This window comes from Paenibacillus sp. PvR133 (genome assembly GCF_017833155.1).
Taxonomy (GTDB): domain Bacteria; phylum Bacillota; class Bacilli; order Paenibacillales; family Paenibacillaceae; genus Paenibacillus; species Paenibacillus polymyxa_B.
In genome coordinates, this window is the sequence record NZ_JAFIBS010000001.1 from 3,651,378 (window position 1) to 3,670,356 (window position 18,979).

General features: G+C 46.1%; 15 protein-coding genes. 12 read left to right on the forward strand and 3 right to left on the reverse strand.

The genetic code is table 11. The annotated features are described in order from the left end of the window. Positions 1–168 precede the first annotated feature (168 nt). The gene (locus tag JOE49_RS16275) at positions 169–1,059 is read right to left on the reverse strand and encodes a hypothetical protein (protein WP_209941881.1); all 891 of its coding nucleotides are present in this window, start codon (positions 1,057–1,059) and stop codon (positions 169–171) included. A gap of 253 nt (positions 1,060–1,312) precedes the next feature. Between JOE49_RS16275 and JOE49_RS16280 the strand changes: the two genes are divergently transcribed. The 6 genes from JOE49_RS16280 to JOE49_RS16305 all read left to right on the forward strand — a co-directional run bounded on the left by JOE49_RS16280 (position 1,313) and on the right by JOE49_RS16305 (position 8,565). Next, positions 1,313–2,275, forward strand: a complete 963-nt coding sequence (locus JOE49_RS16280; protein ID WP_209941883.1) for an ABC transporter permease — start codon at positions 1,313–1,315, stop codon at positions 2,273–2,275. A gap of 14 nt (positions 2,276–2,289) precedes the next feature. Continuing rightward, positions 2,290–3,177: a carbohydrate ABC transporter permease gene (locus JOE49_RS16285; protein WP_028542392.1), complete on the forward strand. Its 888-nt coding sequence runs from the start codon at positions 2,290–2,292 to the stop codon at positions 3,175–3,177. A gap of 26 nt (positions 3,178–3,203) precedes the next feature. Further along, a complete protein-coding gene (locus JOE49_RS16290; protein ID WP_028542391.1) occupies positions 3,204–4,850 on the forward strand; it encodes a type 2 periplasmic-binding domain-containing protein in 1,647 nt (548 codons plus the stop codon). A gap of 46 nt (positions 4,851–4,896) precedes the next feature. Continuing rightward, positions 4,897–6,861: a sensor histidine kinase gene (locus JOE49_RS16295; protein WP_209941885.1), complete on the forward strand. Its 1,965-nt coding sequence runs from the start codon at positions 4,897–4,899 to the stop codon at positions 6,859–6,861. Further along, positions 6,833–7,621, forward strand: a complete 789-nt coding sequence (locus tag JOE49_RS16300; protein ID WP_209941887.1) for a response regulator transcription factor — start codon at positions 6,833–6,835, stop codon at positions 7,619–7,621. The genes JOE49_RS16295 and JOE49_RS16300 overlap by 29 nt, the downstream gene beginning before the upstream one ends. A 131-nt stretch (positions 7,622–7,752) precedes the next feature. Then, on the forward strand, positions 7,753–8,565 hold the full coding sequence (locus tag JOE49_RS16305; RefSeq protein ID WP_023988333.1) for a DUF3891 family protein: 813 nt from the start codon (positions 7,753–7,755) through the stop codon (positions 8,563–8,565). Positions 8,566–8,680: 115 nt separating this feature from the next. Here JOE49_RS16305 and JOE49_RS16310 read toward each other — a convergent pair whose 3' ends face one another. Then, positions 8,681–8,818 carry a hypothetical protein gene (locus JOE49_RS16310; RefSeq protein ID WP_023988334.1) on the reverse strand — a complete coding sequence of 46 codons (138 nt, stop codon included), beginning with the start codon at positions 8,816–8,818 and terminating at the stop codon, positions 8,681–8,683. Between the two features lie 257 nt (positions 8,819–9,075). Here JOE49_RS16310 and JOE49_RS16315 point away from each other — a divergent pair, with 257 nt between their 5' ends. The 6 genes from JOE49_RS16315 to JOE49_RS16340 all read left to right on the forward strand — a co-directional run bounded on the left by JOE49_RS16315 (position 9,076) and on the right by JOE49_RS16340 (position 18,592). After that, complete coding sequence (locus JOE49_RS16315; protein WP_023988335.1) at positions 9,076–10,221, forward strand: glucose-1-phosphate adenylyltransferase; 1,146 nt, start codon at positions 9,076–9,078, stop codon at positions 10,219–10,221. Positions 10,222–10,244: 23 nt separating this feature from the next. Next, positions 10,245–11,348: a glucose-1-phosphate adenylyltransferase subunit GlgD gene (gene glgD, locus JOE49_RS16320; protein WP_023988336.1), complete on the forward strand. Its 1,104-nt coding sequence runs from the start codon at positions 10,245–10,247 to the stop codon at positions 11,346–11,348. 45 nt (positions 11,349–11,393) lie between these two features. Beyond that, complete coding sequence (locus JOE49_RS16325; RefSeq protein WP_209941889.1) at positions 11,394–13,847, forward strand: glycogen/starch/alpha-glucan phosphorylase; 2,454 nt, start codon at positions 11,394–11,396, stop codon at positions 13,845–13,847. A gap of 190 nt (positions 13,848–14,037) precedes the next feature. Continuing rightward, complete coding sequence (locus tag JOE49_RS16330) at positions 14,038–14,589, forward strand: DUF2062 domain-containing protein (RefSeq protein WP_028542387.1); 552 nt, start codon at positions 14,038–14,040, stop codon at positions 14,587–14,589. Between the two features lie 153 nt (positions 14,590–14,742). After that, the gene (locus JOE49_RS16335; RefSeq protein ID WP_209941891.1) at positions 14,743–15,759 is read left to right on the forward strand and encodes a hypothetical protein; all 1,017 of its coding nucleotides are present in this window, start codon (positions 14,743–14,745) and stop codon (positions 15,757–15,759) included. A gap of 157 nt (positions 15,760–15,916) precedes the next feature. Further along, complete coding sequence (locus tag JOE49_RS16340; RefSeq protein ID WP_209941899.1) at positions 15,917–18,592, forward strand: YhgE/Pip domain-containing protein; 2,676 nt, start codon at positions 15,917–15,919, stop codon at positions 18,590–18,592. A gap of 96 nt (positions 18,593–18,688) precedes the next feature. Here the strand turns inward: JOE49_RS16340 and JOE49_RS16345 are convergent, their stop codons facing one another. Then, entirely contained in the window at positions 18,689–18,865 is a 177-nt protein-coding gene (locus JOE49_RS16345; protein ID WP_209941901.1) for a hypothetical protein, read from the reverse strand. Positions 18,866–18,979 lie beyond the last annotated feature (114 nt).

Sequence of the window (18,979 nt, forward strand, 5' to 3'; positions counted from 1 at the left end):
TCATCACGGTGTTTTATCATGGAGCCAATCATTAAGAAGGCAGAAGTAAAGTAGAAGTACACCCAATAGCAAGTAAGCTCATTAAGATCAGGGCTTACTTGCTATTTGGCGTATTATGAAGATCGATCATAACGCATATATATAACGTGGTACATGTCCCAAAATTATTTAAGCTGTCGTAGGTTTATGCAGCAAACCTTGTTCTGATGGGTGCAATGAAATTCTTGTCTGTTGGTAGCTCGGGAATGGTTCTTCCGTGCTGTATGATCTGCTTTTTAACGCTGCATCTAGTGCCCGTAGCAAGGAGCCTATGAATTGCTCTGGAGAAAAGAAAATGCTTTTCCCGACCATATGAATGTGAAGCTCGTTATGGTCACGGTTACTTACAGACAGCAATATACCTTGACCCTGAAAACCCGTACCGATTGCGCGTATTTTGTTTATACCCGAGAGCAGCATTTCCGTTTTAACCGCACGCCCCTGTTCCTCCACAAATACAGAAATCAGGCGTTTGTCTGTAACGATAACAATTTGGTTACCCCGAAACGTATGGCTCAGGTGTAGAAAATCTTTATATACCCCAATAGTCTGCTCATGCGGAGAAACAATCCCCATTCGTACAAACTCATCTAGCTCAGTGATATCGGGCTCCTGGTGATTTTTAATTCGTTTTTTGATACTGAACTGAATGGTTAGGATACCCAGAATAGCTATGAGAAAAGCGCTAAGTCGGACGTTAAATATAAAGAACATCAGGACAATAAGGCCGCCTACTAACCACTGTCCCCAAGTTAGATAGCGCAGCTTTTGTTGTACCGTACGACGATAATAACCGTAGCCCTTTCCCGGTTGATACTCCTTAGTAAACTTTGTCATACCACGCATCATGGTTAATCCATAGACGGATAAAATTGTCATCGCGAGCGCCAAGAGCGTCATAAGCCATTCCTGAGCTGCAATGCCAACTAAAGTACACAGGCCAAACATGATAAGCCCCGCCCAGCAGGCAACCTTTTTAATTCGAACCTGTTTCTGAATCGAACGAACCAATTCTTCCATTCTTAATCCTCCTGATCTAGGTATATAGGTAATGATTGGAATCACATATAGTCTTATCGTACCATCTGATAGTCTTCTTCGTAAATTAATAGATGTAAAAATCCAAAGGCTGGAAGAAAACTTGTGCGTATAGTCAGATCTCCACCTGAACTTTAGATACCAAAATCGAAAAATCCAGTACTACTCATTCGAAGCAGAAGCCTCTAAAATAATAAATGTAAGTGCTTACATTACAAAGAAGGGAGGTTTTCGTATGAGTACAGGATGGAAGAATCCGCAGACACAGCCGCCAGTTCGATCGGGGAGAGGGGCATCACTAGCGCGCAAATGGGTTCAACAAAGACATTTGCAGACCATGGCGCTGCTTGGGGTGGTTTGGATGATTATTTTCCATTACATTCCGATGTACGGCATTTTGATTGCTTTCAAACAATTTGACATCATTGGTACCCTATCAAGCGCACCTTGGGCGGGGTTAGAGCATTTTCGGGCCTTTTTGGAGGATGATAACTTTTGGTACATTGTCAAAAATACACTGGGCATTAGCCTACTCAAGCTGGCCATCGGGTTCCCGTTGCCCATTGTATTTGCTCTATTCCTGAATGAAATACGATCTACTCGGTTCAAAAAATCTATTCAGACCATTTCGTACCTTCCTCACTTTTTATCTTGGGTCATTCTTGGCGGGATCTTAACGACGTGGCTGGCAGATACCGGGATGATTAATCAACTGTTGCTAGCCTGGGGTTGGATTGACCAGCCGATCAGTTATTTGGCAGAGCCGAGCTATTTTTGGGCTATCGTCGTTAGCTCGGATATCTGGAAGGAGCTTGGATGGTCAGCTATTATCTATTTGGCAGCAATGGCGGGGGTATCTACAGACATGTACGAAGCGGCCACCATTGACGGGGCCGGACGGTTTCAGAAAATGTGGTACGTCACACTTCCCGCTATCAAGGGGACAATATCTATTTTGTTTATTTTGGCGGTTAGCGGCATATTGAACTCCAACTTCGATCAAATTCTCGTCCTGCGTAACTCGCTGAATGAAAGTGCAAGTAATGTAGTTGATATTTATGTATATCAGGTGGGCATTCAGCAGGGCCGTTTCTCGTATTCTACCGCGGTGGGTTTGCTGAAATCGGTTCTTGCTCTCGTTTTGCTGCTAATTGCCAATTCGGTGACCAAGCGGGTGAATAATACATCCCTATTTTGAAGGAGGACGGCTGCATGCAGCTATTGCAACGCAGAACAGCAGGCGAAGCGATATTCGATTTCATGAACAACGTCTTCATGCTGATCATTTGTTTTGTCACGTTGTATCCCGTGTGGTATGTGCTGGTGAACTCCTTTAACGAAGGAGCAGACGCTATGCGGGGCGGCATTTACTGGTGGCCGAGGGTCTTCAGTCTGGGCAGCTATCAGGCTGTGTTTGCCAACAACGGTATTATGACCGCGATGGGGGTGACTATTGCCAAGACGCTTATCGGCACGATTGTTCATGTGTTTTTTACTGCCATGATTGCATATGCATATTCCCGTAGGGAGCTGATCGGGCGCAAGTTGTATATGCTGATTGGCACCATTACCCTGTTTTTCGGTGGGGGATTGATTCCAACCTATTTGCTGATACGTGATCTTGGACTGCTGGACAGCTTTTGGGTGTACATCATTCCTGCGATGTTCAGTTTTTTTGACCTTATTATTTTTATGGCTTTTTTCCGAGAACTGCCGGATGCACTGGAAGAGGCGGCGAAAATAGACGGTGCGAATGATTTTGGTATCTTTTGCCGGATCGTGCTTCCTGTATCTATGCCGGTAGTAGCGACGATTGCGTTGTTTCATGGGGTATACCAGTGGAACGATTATTTTACCGGAATGATTTATATTAATAATACGGATCTTCAGCCGATTCAAACGTATTTGTACCGGGTTGTTGCCCAATCTAGCTCTAATCAGATGATGGCTGCTGCACCGGGAATTGTTGCCCAGTCCGTCACTTCGCAATCGATCAAGCTGGCGACGATGGTCGTGACGACACTGCCTATTGTACTGGTATATCCTTTTCTGCAAAAATATTTCGTCAAGGGTCTGATGATCGGCTCGATCAAGGGTTAGCACATCATCCAAGGGGGAGATTTATAATGAACATTCGCAAATGGCAGAAGGGGCTGTTGGCCTCTGTTCTGCTGGTGGGTTTGCTCGCGGCATGTACGTCCGGTGGAGGCGGTACTGTCACGGAATTGAAGGACGAGAAGACCAAGGCTACGGCAGATGCACCGGGATGGAAGGCGGATATGGAGCCGATTACGTTTGACTGGTATTTGAACTTTTCCTGGTTCCCGAACAAGTGGGGGACGGATATGACCTCGAAGTATGTTACGCAAAAGACCGGGGTCAGCGTCAATTTTATCGTACCCGCAGGGAATGAAAATGAAAAGCTCAACACCATGCTGGCCTCCGGCAAGCTGCCTGATTTTGTCACACTTGGTTGGGGAGAGGACGCGGTCAAAAAAATGATTGAGGGCAAGATGGTGCTTCCGCTCAACAAGCTGGCCGAGAAATACGATCCGTATCTGATTAAAATAGCTGATCCGGCGAAAATGTCCTGGTATCGCCAAACGGACGGGAATGTTTACGGGTATCCTAACGCTTCTTCTTCGCCACAGGATTATCAAAAATACGGCCAAAATTTTGTTTCCAACCAGACATTTATGGTTCGGAAGGATATGTACGAGGCGATCGGCAAGCCGGATATGAGAACACCGGAAGGATTTTTGAAAGCGCTTCAAAAAGTGAAAGAGAAATTTCCAGAGGTGAACGGTCAGCCTCTCATCCCGATGGGATTCCACGAATTTACGGATAACGGAAATTATTCTTTTGAAGACTATTTACTTAACTTCCTAGCCATTCCTCATGAAAAAGACGGCAAGCTATACGATCGTCGTTCGGACGAAGAGTATATTCGCTGGCTCAAAACATTCCGTCAAGCAAATGAGCAGGGCCTGATCGCCAAGGACGTATTTATCGACAAACGTCCGCAAATGGAGGAAAAGGTGGCACAGGGCCGATATTTTGCCATGTTATATCAGCGCTCTGACTTTGCCACACAACAGGTAATGTTATATGCGAAGGACCCGAACTCCGTCTATATCGCGGTGGATGGACCTTCGAACAGTAAGCTGGACCCGCCGACGCTGGCTGGGCCGGGTATTTCCGGCTGGACGGTGACGCTTATTTCGAAGGATGTCAAAGACAAGGAGCGGGCTATTGAATTTCTGACTTATCTGATTAGCGAGGAAGGAAACCGCGATCTGTATCTGGGGGAGCAGGGCAAGCTGTGGGACATGGTTAACGGTAAGCCAGCCTTCAAGCCAGAGGTGCAGGAGCTGCTGAACAAGGATCGTTCTGCTTTTGATAAAAAATATGGAGCCTCCTTCACCTTCTGGATGCTGATGGATACGAATATGAATTTGCAGTGGGCGCCGCCCAGCGTCGAGCCGTATAAGCAGCCAGAGGATTGGACGAAAGGCAAGACGAAAGGCTTCTCCCAATATGACAATATCAAACCGACCGGAACTTCGGCGGAGGGCATTGCGTCAGGCCAGATAGATAAAATTTGGGGCAAGACATTGCCGAAGCTGCTGCTGGCTTCCTCAGATGAGGAATTCGACCAGCTGTTTGCTCGCTTTTTGGAAGATCGCAGAAAAGCAGGATATGACAAAGTTATGGCCTATCAGCAAAAAGCCTATGAGGAAAACCTTAAGAAAATTGAACAGTTCACCAAATGATTTAATTCGATGACTTAATTTATTGAACCCCTAAGGATGTGATTTCATGCCAGGCCGTGCACGTTCACAGATGAAGAGCCTGCTGCGCCGCACTATATGGCAGTGGATGAAGGGGACGGCCGATCGGCTTGGCGGTTGCTCTCTTCAAGTTAAGCTCATTGTCGCGTATATCGGAGTCATTTTAATTCCGGTGGTATTGTTCTCGCTATATACCTTTCACCAACTGTACGAGAATACCATGCAAGACATTACCGTACAAAATCAGTATGTGTTGGATACAGAGCTGGCCCATATTCACAGCAATATGGAAATTATGGAGCGAACCGCACAGCTTGCGATCTCAGATCGCAACGTACTTCGTTATCTGACCGAGGAACGTGAAATAAGCAGCGATGAGCTGGTCCAATTCAACTTGAATGTGTTTCCAAATTTACAGCACTTGCTGTACAGTAATCCCAATGTAGAGAACATTCGACTGTACACGAGTAATCCTCAGGCACATGAAATATGGCCAATGATTTTTAATGAATCACGACTGCCTAAAGCTTCCTGGCTGAAAACGGCCCAACTCCGACAAGGGAAAATATGGTGGGAAATGTACAAGGGGCCGAAAAGCTTGCTTCTGGGGCAATCCCGGCAGGAAAGTGAGACAGTGCAGTATATGGCACTGCTGCGTGAAATTCAGTCTACCGGAGGAAGACACGCAGGGTTGGTAGAAACAAACATGAGGCTGGAGCTATTTTCACCTAGAGTATTTGGAATCCCACAACGTGACCGCGCATGGCAAATGTTCATTCTAGACGGCGACGATTCCAGCTCAAGGAACGCTGATAAACCAATGTCTTCTACCGATATAGCTACAGCTTCCTCTCAATCAGATTCAATTTCGATCCCTCTGTCCCATGTGCACCATCTGTTTCAGTCCCAGGTTCAGGGACCGGGTGGTGCTTTTGATTTTTCCTATGAGAATAAGCCTTATCTCGGCATGTACCGTTATATAGAAGGGTTGGACGCCTATTTGCTAAATGTGGTGGCGCTGGACGGTCCGCTGGGTGATCTCCGTCAGAAACGCAATGCTATGCTGCTCATTATTAGTATGCTGATTTTGTTTATGTCCGTCATTTCTTATACCCTGCATGCCTTCATTCTCAAACAGCTACATACACTGCGTGAATCCATGAAAAAAGTAGAGCAGGAGGGTGACTTTCAGCTTAGAATTCCAGTATATGGGCGGGGAGAAGTGGCTGAGCTGGCTCTATATTTTCGCAGTCTACTGAGTCGGATTAACGGACTCATTGCCGAGGCAGTACACAAGCAGGCCGCTGCTCAGGAGGCTGAACTGCTAGCGCTCAAGCATCAGATTGATTCCCATTTTCTCTATAATACATTGGAAAATTTAAAAATGATGGCGGAGATAGAACGACAGTATCCGCTGTCGGATGCCCTTACTTCCCTTGGCTCGATGATGCGTTATAATCTCCAATGGTCGGGATCGTGTGTTGCTTTGCGGGATGAAATCCGCCATATTCAGCATTATGTGGCCATCATGAACATTCGCCACGATAACCAAATTGGATTGGAAATTCATCTATCGTCGGCGTTTATGGAACTGGAGATGCTGAAAATGTCGCTGCAGCCTGTAGTCGAAAATGCTATCAAGCACGGTTGGAGTGCATTGCAAAGCCCATTCAGCATCACGATTGAAGTCTGCCCTAAGCAGGATATTATAGAATTGCGCATACAGGATAACGGAGTGGGGATATCTGAAGAAAGAAGAAACGCCATCATGGCTGGTCTAGCGCGAACGGAAATGGATTCCCACGAGCCCGGGATGAATGGGGGAATCGGTTTGTATAATGTGCATCGCCGTTTGAGTATGCAGTATGGCGAAGAGTATGGCATAAGACTGGACAGCATCCCCGGACAATCGACGACAGTGACCCTGATTTTGCCTAAACGTTACATGATGAGGGGGGCAGACCATGACGACCAAGCTGTTGATTGCGGATGACGAGAAAAATATTCGAATGGGACTTCAAGCTATGATCGAACGGGAATTTTCCGGTCTCTATGAATGTGTACTGGTCAAGGACGGAATGGAAGCCTGGCAGCATGTGAAGCAGTTTTTGCCCGAGTTGGTGATAACGGATATCCGTATGCCTGTTATGGATGGCATTATGCTGATGCAGCATATTCACGAGTTGGAGCCGGGTCGCAGACCTTTGGTAATCATTCTCAGTGGATATGACGAGTTCCAGTATGCGCGCGAAGCGATTCGCTGTGGGGCACGGGAGTATTTGCTCAAGCCAATCGTAAGGGAGGAACTGTTTGGTGCGCTGGCAGTTTTGAATGAGGAATTGAAGCAGAGGAACCACCTCATATACGATGGTGTTGTCAGCGTAGGGAAAGATAGACCAGCTGGCGCGAGTGCCATCGTCGATAGAAGCGGTAGCATGACACGTGCTATCCAATACATCCATGCTCATTACAGCGAGGATTTGAATATGGCAGTAGTATCCAATTCAGTATCCTTGAATTATACGTATTTTAGTCAGGCGTTCAAAGCCTATACAGGCCTTAGCTTTGTTCAATATGTAAAAAGGCTGCGCATTACAGAAGCCAAAAAGCTGCTGGAGTGCCAAGGGGGCAAGATTTATGAAATTGCCGCTAACGTGGGCTTTGACAATGCAAAGCACTTTAACAAAGTGTTTCGTGAGCTGGAGGGGATGACCCCGCAGCAGTTTCGAGTGCAGAATCAAAGGGGTAATTAGATATAAAGAGGCGGAAAACTTCACTGCCTTTTTAACCTTATCCTGATATAATAAACGTAAGCATAACCATCGCCTTCAATCAGAGAGTTTGTACACAATCACACGAATCGCCGAACGGAAGGGGAGAGCATATGGTTATTTATGAAACGGACCAAGCTTATATTATGACGACGCAGCATGACCATGCCCATATTTCAGGTGAGTTGGCTTCACAATGGGAAGAGAGTGCCTTCAAGAATAGACGTCATAAGCAGGATTTTGTATATGCAGCAAGGGAGCATGATCGGGGCTGGATACAGTTAGACGCTGCTCCTTTCTGGAATGATCATGTGTCTGCACCTTATACGTTTATTGATTTTCCGCTCAATCCTCGTTTTGTTTTCTATCGTCTTGGGATTGATGAAGTCGAACAAGGTAATACGTATGCGGCGTTGCTGTGTAGCTTGATGTACAAGGAGCTAGTCGGACGGACCGAGCATCAAAACGCTCAGGACAAGCAGATTACGCATGCTTATCAGGAAGCGGAGGCACAGCGTCGTCAGAGGCTCAAACAGGAGCTGGCATGTGGCGTAACCTTCGACCATCAAGTGCGGACGGATGTACGGAGAATGTTGTTTTGTGACGAATTGAGTCTGTTTTTGTGCAGCCGAGAGCCGGGTACGCCTACAGCAGATTATGAATGGTTTGCTGAAGGTTTAAGCTTCCCGGCTGTTCGACATGAAAGCGGGCGAGTTTGGGCCGAGTGGCTATCGGATCAGACTGTAGGTCTTTCCTTTTTTCCTTTCAGGGGCAAGGTAGGGATTACTCATACCTTTAAGAAGGTGGACAAGGAGAAGATTCGTACCTTTGGTCTCCTAGAGGCTTACCGTTCTTCTGAATGGACGCATCGAACCTTTACCGTTGAACATATCATGGAAGTAGAAGAACATAAGGAGAATGCCTGACCGTCTACGGATACAGCCTGGAACAATATTTTGTTCGTAGACGCAGAGAAAAGTCAGAGCAAAGCCTCCCTGAACCATGCTTCAGAGAGGCTCGCTTTTTTCTAGCTTTAACATTTTACGATTTTGCAGATGTTTTCGCACGATTGACAATAGTCTGTACCTTATTCAATACCTTATCGCGTGCCCCTTTATTTTTCATCAGATACGTAACACCCATTCCCAATGCGGCTACCACCCATTTTTTATTCTTCATGAATAACGCCTCCTTATGATCATGTTGTCATACACGCTTGCTTTAAAAGCATCCAAAATGTGAAAAGATGAACGGGATTTTACGATTTAGTGATTCCTTGCACTCGTTCCGCATAACTATGATTTTACCCTTCTCCATCAAATCTTACCCGTTCCTTCGCCAATGAAACGATTACGACTGTCTTTTCATGTTTAATGGATATTATTAAATATCCCGCCACAATTGCTTCAGACGCACATGACAGGGAGGTCTTTGTTATGAGAAAGAAGGAAGTGGTTGCCATGCTGCTCGCCGGCGGACAAGGCAAAAGACTCAAAGGACTTACCCGTACACTAGCCAAACCGGCAGTATTTTTTGGAGGAACTTACCGCATTATTGATTTCCCTCTCAGCAATTGCACTCATTCTGGTATAGACACCGTAGGCGTACTGACCCAATACGAGCCGTTGGTGCTTCATTCCTATATCGGCGTTGGGAGCGACTGGGATTTGGATCGCCTGGATGGAGGAGTTTTTGTTTTACCACCGCACGAGAAAGAAAATGGAAACAACTGGTACAGGGGCACGGCGGATGCAATTTATCGAAACCTGCATTTCTTGGATCAGTATGACCCAGAGCATGTACTCATTCTGTCAGGGGATCACATTTATAAAATGGACTACAGTCGAATGCTCCACTATCACAAGGAGAAGGAAGCAGACTGCACCATTTCTGTCATCAATGTCACGATTCAGGAAGCCAAACGATTTGGGATATTGAACGCCGATGATGATCTGAAAATATATGACTTTGAGGAGAAGCCTGATCAGCCGAAAAGCACATTGGCCTCCATGGGCATTTATTTGTTCAAATGGGAGGTGTTACGTCGCTATTTACTGGAAAGTGCAAGCGATTCTGAATCCTCACATGATTTTGGCAAGGATATCATTCCATTGCTGCTTCAGCATGGCCGGTCGCTGTATGCGTACCCGTTTGCCGGGTACTGGAAGGATGTAGGTACCATTCAGAGCTTGTGGGAGTCCAACATGGATCTTCTGGTTCAGGATCCGCCTTTGGATCTGAACGATCCTTTCTGGCGCATCTATACCCGCAGTCCCAATCAACCGGCCCAGTATATAACCCAACGGGCAATCCTCAAAAACAGCATTGTAAATGAAGGCTGCATGGTGGATGGAGAAGTAAGGCATTCTGTACTATTTTATGGGGTCGAAGTAGGTGAAGGGAGCGTTATTACCGATTCTGTCATCATGCCGAACGTAAAAATTGGGCGCAATGTACGTATCCACCGGGCTATCGTGAATGAGAACATCGTTATTGAAGACAACGCGTTTATCGGACCTGAAGATAGTTCTGATGAGATTATTTTGTTCGATCAGGAAAGCCAGCTTCATGCACGAATTTAACCCGGACAAGGACGGTGTCTGCTATGAGCCGACTCATTGGAGTTATCAACCTGGATCACGAACTGGATCAGTTGAAGGAGTTGACCTATTTCCGGTGCGGGGCCGCAGTTCCCTTTGCCAGTCGATATCGGCTCATTGATTTTACCTTATCCAACATGATGCATGCAGGGGTGCATGATATTGCACTGTTTATCCGCCGTAAATACCGTTCGCTGCTGGATCATCTGGGTGAAGGTCGGCCTTGGGATTTAGACCGCAGACGGGGCGGGTTGTTTATTTTGCCACCGGACTGGAATGATCCGACGGATGCATCACGTGGAGATTTGCAGCATGTGCACAACAATCTGGATTTTTTTCATCGCTCATCGGGGCAAACCATTGTTCACGCAGGAACTCAGCATGTCAATAAGGTTGATATCGAGGATGTATACCGTTATCATCGGGAGAAAAATGCAGATGTTACCCTCGTATATAAACCCATAGACCAGCTCGAATCTGAGCATGCTCCTTGTGCACGACTGGAGATTGATGAGAACGGACGGGTGACTGGTATTCATCAGGAGCAGGATCATCATAATATTTATCTGGAAATGTTCGTGATGGACAAAGGCTTGTATCTGGATCAGGTGAAGCATTGCATAGCCCATCAGGATAATCATTTCTTTCGCGATGCCATCCAGAAAAACCCAAGTGGGCTGCGCATTTATGCGTATCGTTATGAAGGTTATCATGCAGTCATTAATTCTATAGAGAGCTACTATAAAAATAGCATGAAGCTGCTGGATCAGGAGCAGTATCATGCACTGTTTCAGAATCAGCCGGTGCATACCAAAATCAAGTATGAAGCCCCGACCCGTTATACGCACAGCGCCGAGGTGGATCATTCACTTGTTGCCAATGGCTGCACCATTGGGGGCAAGGTCGAGAACAGTATTCTTTTCCGTGGAGTACGGGTGGAGGAGGGTGCGCGGGTAAGCAACTCGATTATTATGCAAAAATGCGTCATCCGTAAAGGGGCAGTTGTGGAGAATGTGGTTTTAGATAAAGATGTACAGCTTTCACCAGATCGAACTCTGATTGGAGACATTAGAGTTCCCTATGTCATTGCCAAGAATAGCGTAATTTAAAGGATATACTTAGCCATTAAAACGGAAATAACAGGAGGTACAACTTTGTTCAGCAATAAAGAAGCATTTAAGCAGGCTTTTCGAGAGCAACTGGTCGGAAGGCTGGGCAAACCGATGCAGGAGGCTCAGTCGGAAGACGTATATAAGGTTTTGGGTGGCATGATTCGTGAACAAGTCGGCAAGAATTGGGCAGAAACGAACCAAGCCTACAAAGAAGGACAAGAGAAGCAGATTTATTATTTTTCACTGGAATTTTTGATAGGTCGTCTATTGGGCAGTAATCTGCTGAATTTGGGCGTACTGGATATGGTTCGGCAGGCATTGGGTGAACTGGGCTGGGATCTGGAGGAAATTGAAGAACAGGAGGCGGACGCGGGGCTAGGCAATGGTGGTCTCGGCCGCCTGGCGGCTTGCTTCATGGACTCGCTGGCATCCCTTGGCTATGCAGGACATGGTTGCGGTATCCGATATAAATATGGTCTGTTTGAACAGCGTATTGTGGACGGCAATCAGGTTGAACTGCCGGATTACTGGCTACAGAAAGGGAATGTCTGGGAGGAACGCCGTCCTGACAAAAAGGTCGAGGTTCATTTTTGGGGAAGAGTGGAAACCCGTGAACAGGAGGGACGTCTTGTATTCGAGACACAGGATGTCGAAACGGTCTGGGCTGTCCCTTACGATATTCCGCTGGTGGGCTATGGTCATGCGCAGGTGAATACGCTGCGGATTTGGAGTGCGGAATCAGCGCTTGATCCCGTTCGAGGACCGATTCGAGGCGAGGGCGGTTATTACCGCTTTCTCGACTACAATCGATCGGTGGAATCCATCTCGGCATTTCTATATCCGGATGACTCCAATTATGAGGGGAAGCTGCTTCGCTTGAAGCAGCAGTATTTCCTGTGCTCGGCCGGATTGCAAAGTATTTTGCGTACGTTTGAGAAGCTTCGTTTACCTTATAGCCAGTTGCCCGATAAAATAGCACTGCACATTAACGATACACATCCGACGCTGGTTATACCGGAACTGATGCGTATTCTGATGGACGTGAAGGGCTTGGGCTGGGACGAAGCATGGGATATTACGACGCGAACCGTTTCATATACGAATCATACGATATTAAGTGAGGCGCTGGAACAATGGCCTGTCAATATGGTACGGGAGCTGCTACCTCGTATTTCCTTGATCATTGAAGAAATTAACAAACGTTATTGCGCTATGCTACTGGAGCGTTACCCAGGCCAGGACATCAAAATTGGTGAAATGGCGATTATTCACGGTGAACAAATCCGTATGGCTCACTTGGCAATCGTCGGCAGCTACAGCGTTAATGGGGTGGCTGCGCTGCATACGCAAATATTAAAGGAACGAGAGATGAAGTCGTTTCACGAGCTGTACCCTGACCGTTTTAATAATAAAACAAACGGGATTGCCCATCGCCGCTGGCTGATGCACGCTAACCCGGAGCTGGCAAGCTTGTACGATGAGACCATCGGCACACGTTGGAGGACCCGTCCAAGGGAGCTCATCGACCTGCTTCGTTACAGTGGGGATGAGTCGTTCAAAGAACGGATACAGGCGATTAAGCGAAATAATAAAGTCAGGCTCGCTGAGCATGCTTTTGCAAAACAGGGAGTACGACTGGATACGTCCTCCATTTTTGATGTACAGGTCAAACGGTTACATGGTTATAAGCGACAGCTGCTCAACATTTTGCATGTGATGCATTTATACAGTCAGCTTAAAAGTAATCCTGGCCTGGATGTGACGCCACGCACGTTTGTTTTTGGAGCCAAAGCCGCCCCCGGTTATTTTCTCGCCAAACAGACGATCAAGCTTATTAACAACGTGGCGGACACGATCAATCGGGATGTAGATGTCAAGGACAAGCTGAAAGTCGTTTTCCTTGAAAATTATTCGGTCTCGCTAGCGGAGCTGATTATTCCTGCGGCGGATGTCAGTGAGCAGATTTCCACGGCAGGCAAGGAAGCCTCAGGCACAGGGAACATGAAATTTATGATGAACGGTGCGCTCACAATAGGTACATTGGACGGAGCCAATGTTGAAATGCATGAAATGGTAGGGGATGCCAACATGTTCATTTTTGGATTGAAGGTGGATCAGATCGAGGCATATTACCGGGACGGCCAGTATTCGGCGCGCAAAACAGCCAATAGTGACGAAAGACTGCGTGAAGTGTTGGATCAACTCGTGAACGATGCTCCTTTTACGCGGCATGAACGGGAATTTGAGGCCATTTATCAATCCCTGATTGATCATAATGATGAATACTTTGTGCTCAAGGACTTCGCATCCTATGTGGATACACAGGTTCATATTGAACAAGTGTATCGGAATCCCTCGGAGTGGACTCGGCGTGCTATTGTCAATATGGCACACTCCGGTAAATTTTCTAGTGATTGTACGATTCAGCAGTACGCGGCTGAGATTTGGGACATTGTGCCTCTCCAAAACGATGTCAACAAGCGAATTCTGTCCTAAAACGGCGAAACAGGCGGAATAACATTGCTTTTCGAACGCTGAGGGTTATAATGACAGTATAGACATAAGTAAGGATGGGAGCTGTATTGACTCATTCCTGAACTTGAATAGTACTGTTGAAGGAGTCCTCCTATTGATAAAGCTCAATCCGAAAAGGCTCAAACCTCATAAATCGAAGAAGAAATATAATATGTTTCAAAATATATGGCGTGCGATTCGGCTGAATTTCATCAAGCTATTGCGCGCCCCTGGTGGAGTTAAAAAGATCTCTTTGGGCTTCGCCATTGGCTTTGCGCTGGAGATGATTGTGATTTCCACGGCTTCTCTGGTATACCTTGTTTTTTATCCGATTGTTCGTCTGTCCGGCGGCTCGTTGCCTGCGGCCATTGTGGGTAACGTTGTAGGTAAGCTAACCTTTTTGCCAATTGTACTGATGCCATTCGCTAAGCAAGTGGGGGCTTGGATTTATCCATCCCATTATCCGGTACATGTCAGGGGCGGACGACTTCACGAGCATTCTTTTATGGAGCTGTTTCACGGCAACTGGTCTGTATTCAGAGACTTGCTGCACGGAGGCTTGCACATCCTGATCGGCATGTCGATTTTCGGTGTGGTGCTGGGTATTATCTCGTATTTTGTCATTCAGGTTCTGTATAATCGTTCGCTGCACAAACGGTTGGAAAAGCGGAAGTTGCGTCATGGTGCAGCATTTTCGGCGGCCAGACTGCTGAAGAATGGATAACGATGCATAAGAAAGAAGCTCTTCGAGCCTATTTATTAGGTCCGAAGGGCTTCTTTGAGTTGGGGCAAGCAACTTTTATTTTTGTATTACGTCTAAGGAATATATGTATCCATTCTTTTAAGTCTCTTTTGAGACATCAGGAGGAATTGCCCCATGAAAAAATGGAATTCTATCACTGCAACAGTTGCGGCAATATCCATGCTTTTGGGAACGGCTCCAGTTGCATGGGCACAGCAGCCCGCCGCTGCCATAGCTCAAAACGCACAAACTTCTGTTAACTTGGACCCAACCGCCACTAAGCGTTTAACAGATGTGCTGAACACATTAGCGGGGAAACAAACAATAAAGTTTACAAGCGCTGATACTGCTTTTGACTCATGGACGGTAAACGGTACTTTGAGCGGGACAGCTAATGCTGATTTCATCCAAAATTACGATTCCAAAAAGGGAATCGTGCAATCCACCAGCATTATTTATGATGCGGCTGATCTCAACAAAGTTATGGACAATAATCTACGCAGCAAGGTTGCATCGTTCCTGAAAACATTTGATTCTGATGGAGTGTTTAAAACGGATGCTGTCTGGCGTGTATATTCCCCGGATGACGAAGGAGAACTCAAAAATTATTGGGTGCTATGGGGGCATGACCAGAGTCTCTACATTGACCTTGATCAAGGAAATAAAATAACGGCCAGCATAATGTATTCGCTCAAAGACGTTAAAGCTTCACTGTCCAACAAAGCGAATCGTTCGCTTAAAACACTTGGTATTGCTTCGAGCAATCCGTTTGAATATGTGTTTCGTCAGCATGAAGGCAATGATACCGTTTGGAATTTCCGGGACGATAATGAGTTAAACAACGTGTTGATTGGCGTGAAAACTGGTAAAGTGTGGGCCGTAAAAAACGAGCTTGGCATGGATTGGACGGGGGAAAAGGATTTTGTCAAAGCATTCGCTAAGCCAAAGCTCAGCCAAACTCAGGCTCTTTCAGCCGCGAAGTCGAAAGTGCAATCTCTTTTCGGAATTAACCTAAAAGGATATACCGTAAAAATTAAGGATAACGAGTATACGTTCTCCCAAAAAGGCGCGGTTACTGTGGTGGGAAAAATCAATAAAAAAGGAGCATTATATTCCCTAGAGGCTATGCCCGCGAATGGAGTTCGAAATTAAGCAGAATGATTTTATTGAAAAGCGTATGATCTCTATAAGAGGCATACGCTTTTTACATATTTTGTAACAGGATTGGCTTCATTCGCTCGAATCGTTTACAATACGTGTGCATACAACAATGGACGACAGGTTAATGTACATACAAGGAGTGATGAAGTTGCGGAAGATATGGCAAATCTACTTAACAGACTGGAGAAATGTATTCAAAGTATCGACCGGGACTTTATTAGTCATTGGCATCATTCTTTTGCCTTCTGTCTATGCATGGGTGAATTTGAAAGCGATGTGGGATCCGTATGCGAATACATCTGGGATTAAAATTGCAGTAACCAGCCAAGATCAGGGTGCAGAAGTGAATGGTAAAAAGATTAATATCGGCGATGAGGTTTTGCATAACCTTCAAAATAACAAGAAGCTGGGTTGGACTTTTGTCAATGAAGCGGAAGCACGAAAAGGTGTGTTGAATGGTGATTATTATGCCAGCCTGCTGATCCCGAAAGATTTTTCAGAGAAAATTACGAGTGTGCTGACGGAAAACCCGCAAAAGCCGGAAATTGATTACGCCGTAAATGAAAAAATTAATGCAGTAGCTCCGAAAATTACATCTTCGGGGGCAACCTCTCTAACGAACCAGATTAGCCAAAACTTTATAGAAACTGCCAGCCAGGCGGTATTGACGAAGTTGAAGAAAGCCGGAGTCAAGCTGGAGGAAGAGCTCCCGACGATTCGTAACATTGAGAACCGGGTGTTGGAACTTAATAATCGATTACCAGATATCGATAGGTTGGGCAAACAGGCATTGGAGCTGGAGCAAAATCTGCCCAAAATTAAGGCACAGGGACAAAAGATCATTGCATTGAAGGAGAAAATTCCTGAAATTAACCGTGCCGGTGACCTGGTGCTCAAAATTGACAAAAACATGCCTGAGCTGGACAAGGTAGCCGCTGTTATTTTGGATATCCAAAAAAGACTACCTGATATTCAAAAGGCCGGTGATCGAATTGTTGAACTAGATCAAAATTTCAGCAAGGTAGAAAGCGCACTGGCCACCGCCCTAGAGGACACGCAAACGGCTCTTAAAGTCATTAATGCTGCCCAGAAAGCACTGCCAGAAGTACAGAAAATAGCGGACACAGGCAAGGATTTTACAACCGGTTTACTCGAATTTCTGGACAAAAACGAGGGTGCGCTTGATTCGATTGGTACAGTAGTTAAAGAAGACTTACAACTGGTACAACAAATCGCGAATGAAGTTTCTCAGATTACAGACATTGTTCGTGGTGTGGATTTTGATCCTAAAGCAGCACAAGCTGCGGTGAATCGTGTCAGCGGTAGGCTGACAACTGCCGTGGGAGTGTTGGATCATATTTCTCAATTGCTGAACCGTGTGAACGGATACTTGCCAAGTCAACCTCTGGATTCACTTATTTCCCGTGTGAGCGGGGTAGAGGATCGTTTCCGTCGTCTGAATAGCACAGTAACTAGCATCGGGGATGCCATTCAGCGCGGCGAAAAGCCTGCGCAAAATCTGCTGGATGACACTGATCGCCTTGCAGGAGAAATCAGTAGCGGAATTGACAGCATTTTGGGCAATTATGATACGGAGTATGCACCCGCCATTCAAAAGGCGCTGGATCAGATCAAATCCGTTGCCCGCAATTCTGCCAATGTGCTGACTACAGCTCAAGAGCAGCTACCGAATATTGAAAAGCTATTAAATGACGCACAGGCTGCAGCAGAATTCGGTCAGCAAGAGCTAACACGTCTCCAGCAGGATCTGCCACAATACCGTCAAAAACTGCATGAAGCGGCGACGACGATTCAGGGGCGCATGGGCGAGTTTACGAATGCTGTGAACAAAGCGGCAGACTTTGTAAATAACGATTTGCCAGCGGTTAAAAGTAAAATTCATCAGGCAGCAGATTTTGTGCGTAATGATTTGCCTAAAGCGGAACAACAGTTTGTCAAAATGGCTGACTTAATAGAAAATAAATTTCCTGATGCAGAAAAAGCGGTACACCAAGTAGCCAATTTTGTAAGGACCGATCTTCCAGCTGCCGAGGATTCCATACGTCAGGCTGCAGACACAATTCGCAAGCTTAAGGGCGAAAATGCACTCGGACGCGCTATTGCATTGCTCAAGGGGGATGTGAAAAAGGAAAGTGATTTTCTCGGCAGTCCGGTATCGTTGAAGCAGGAGCGGATATACCCAATTCCCAACTATGGTTCTGCGATGTCACCTTTTTACACTACATTGTCGATTTGGGTAGGTGCGATGCTACTGGTCTCGATGTTCAGGGTAGATGTGGATGACCCGGAAGGACAATTTAAAAGCTACCAAGTGTATTTCGGACGGCTTATGACATTCTCCACGATTGGCATTTTTCAAGCGCTGAGCGTATCTCTCGGTGACTTGTTCCTGCTCGGGGCGTATGTGGATGCCAAAGTAGCTTTTGTACTATCGTCTATGCTGATCAGTCTGGTGTTTACGGCGATGACCTATACACTAGTTTCTGTGTTCGGCAATATCGGCAAGGGACTGGCAGTCATCCTGCTGGTGCTTCAATTCTCCAGTTCAGGAGGGACATTCCCGATTGCGACGAGTACACCGTTTTTTCAGGCGCTGAATCCGTTCGTACCATTCACTTATGCGGTTAGTCTGTTACGAGAGACAGTAGGAGGGATGTTGCCTTCAACGGTGATACGAGATGTGGTGATGCTGTTTGTATTTATTGGTGTTTGCTTCCTGTTTGGATTGGTGTTTAAGAAGCCGCTCAGCAAGCATACGAAAAAAATGGCCGAGCGAGCAAAAGAAACGAAATTGATTCCTTGATTGTAAAAAAAGAATAAGTTACGGTGGCTGAAGTGAGCCGCTCCGCGAAGGATTTGATCTTACGATCGCTGTTGCCACGGGATTCTTTGGATTGGATTAGGACATGACAAGGTAAGAAGCCCATGGCAAAGGCGAACGCTCCGCTTCTCCAGATTCAAATCCTCCGCTCCGCTGCAACCGCCGTAAAGTCACTATTTTTTCATATGGAGTAGGTAGTATGGTAGGAGATGCCTCGCGCTTGCTGCTTCGGCGGTGCGTGGGGCTTTTTTGCATGCGCTATCCAACCTTAAATTGCATTTGGGGTTGTTTCAATGTGGTTTTTTCTGGTGAATAAACGGAGTATGGTCTTTTTTGGCATGTAATTTTGCGGAATTTTAAAATCCTTAG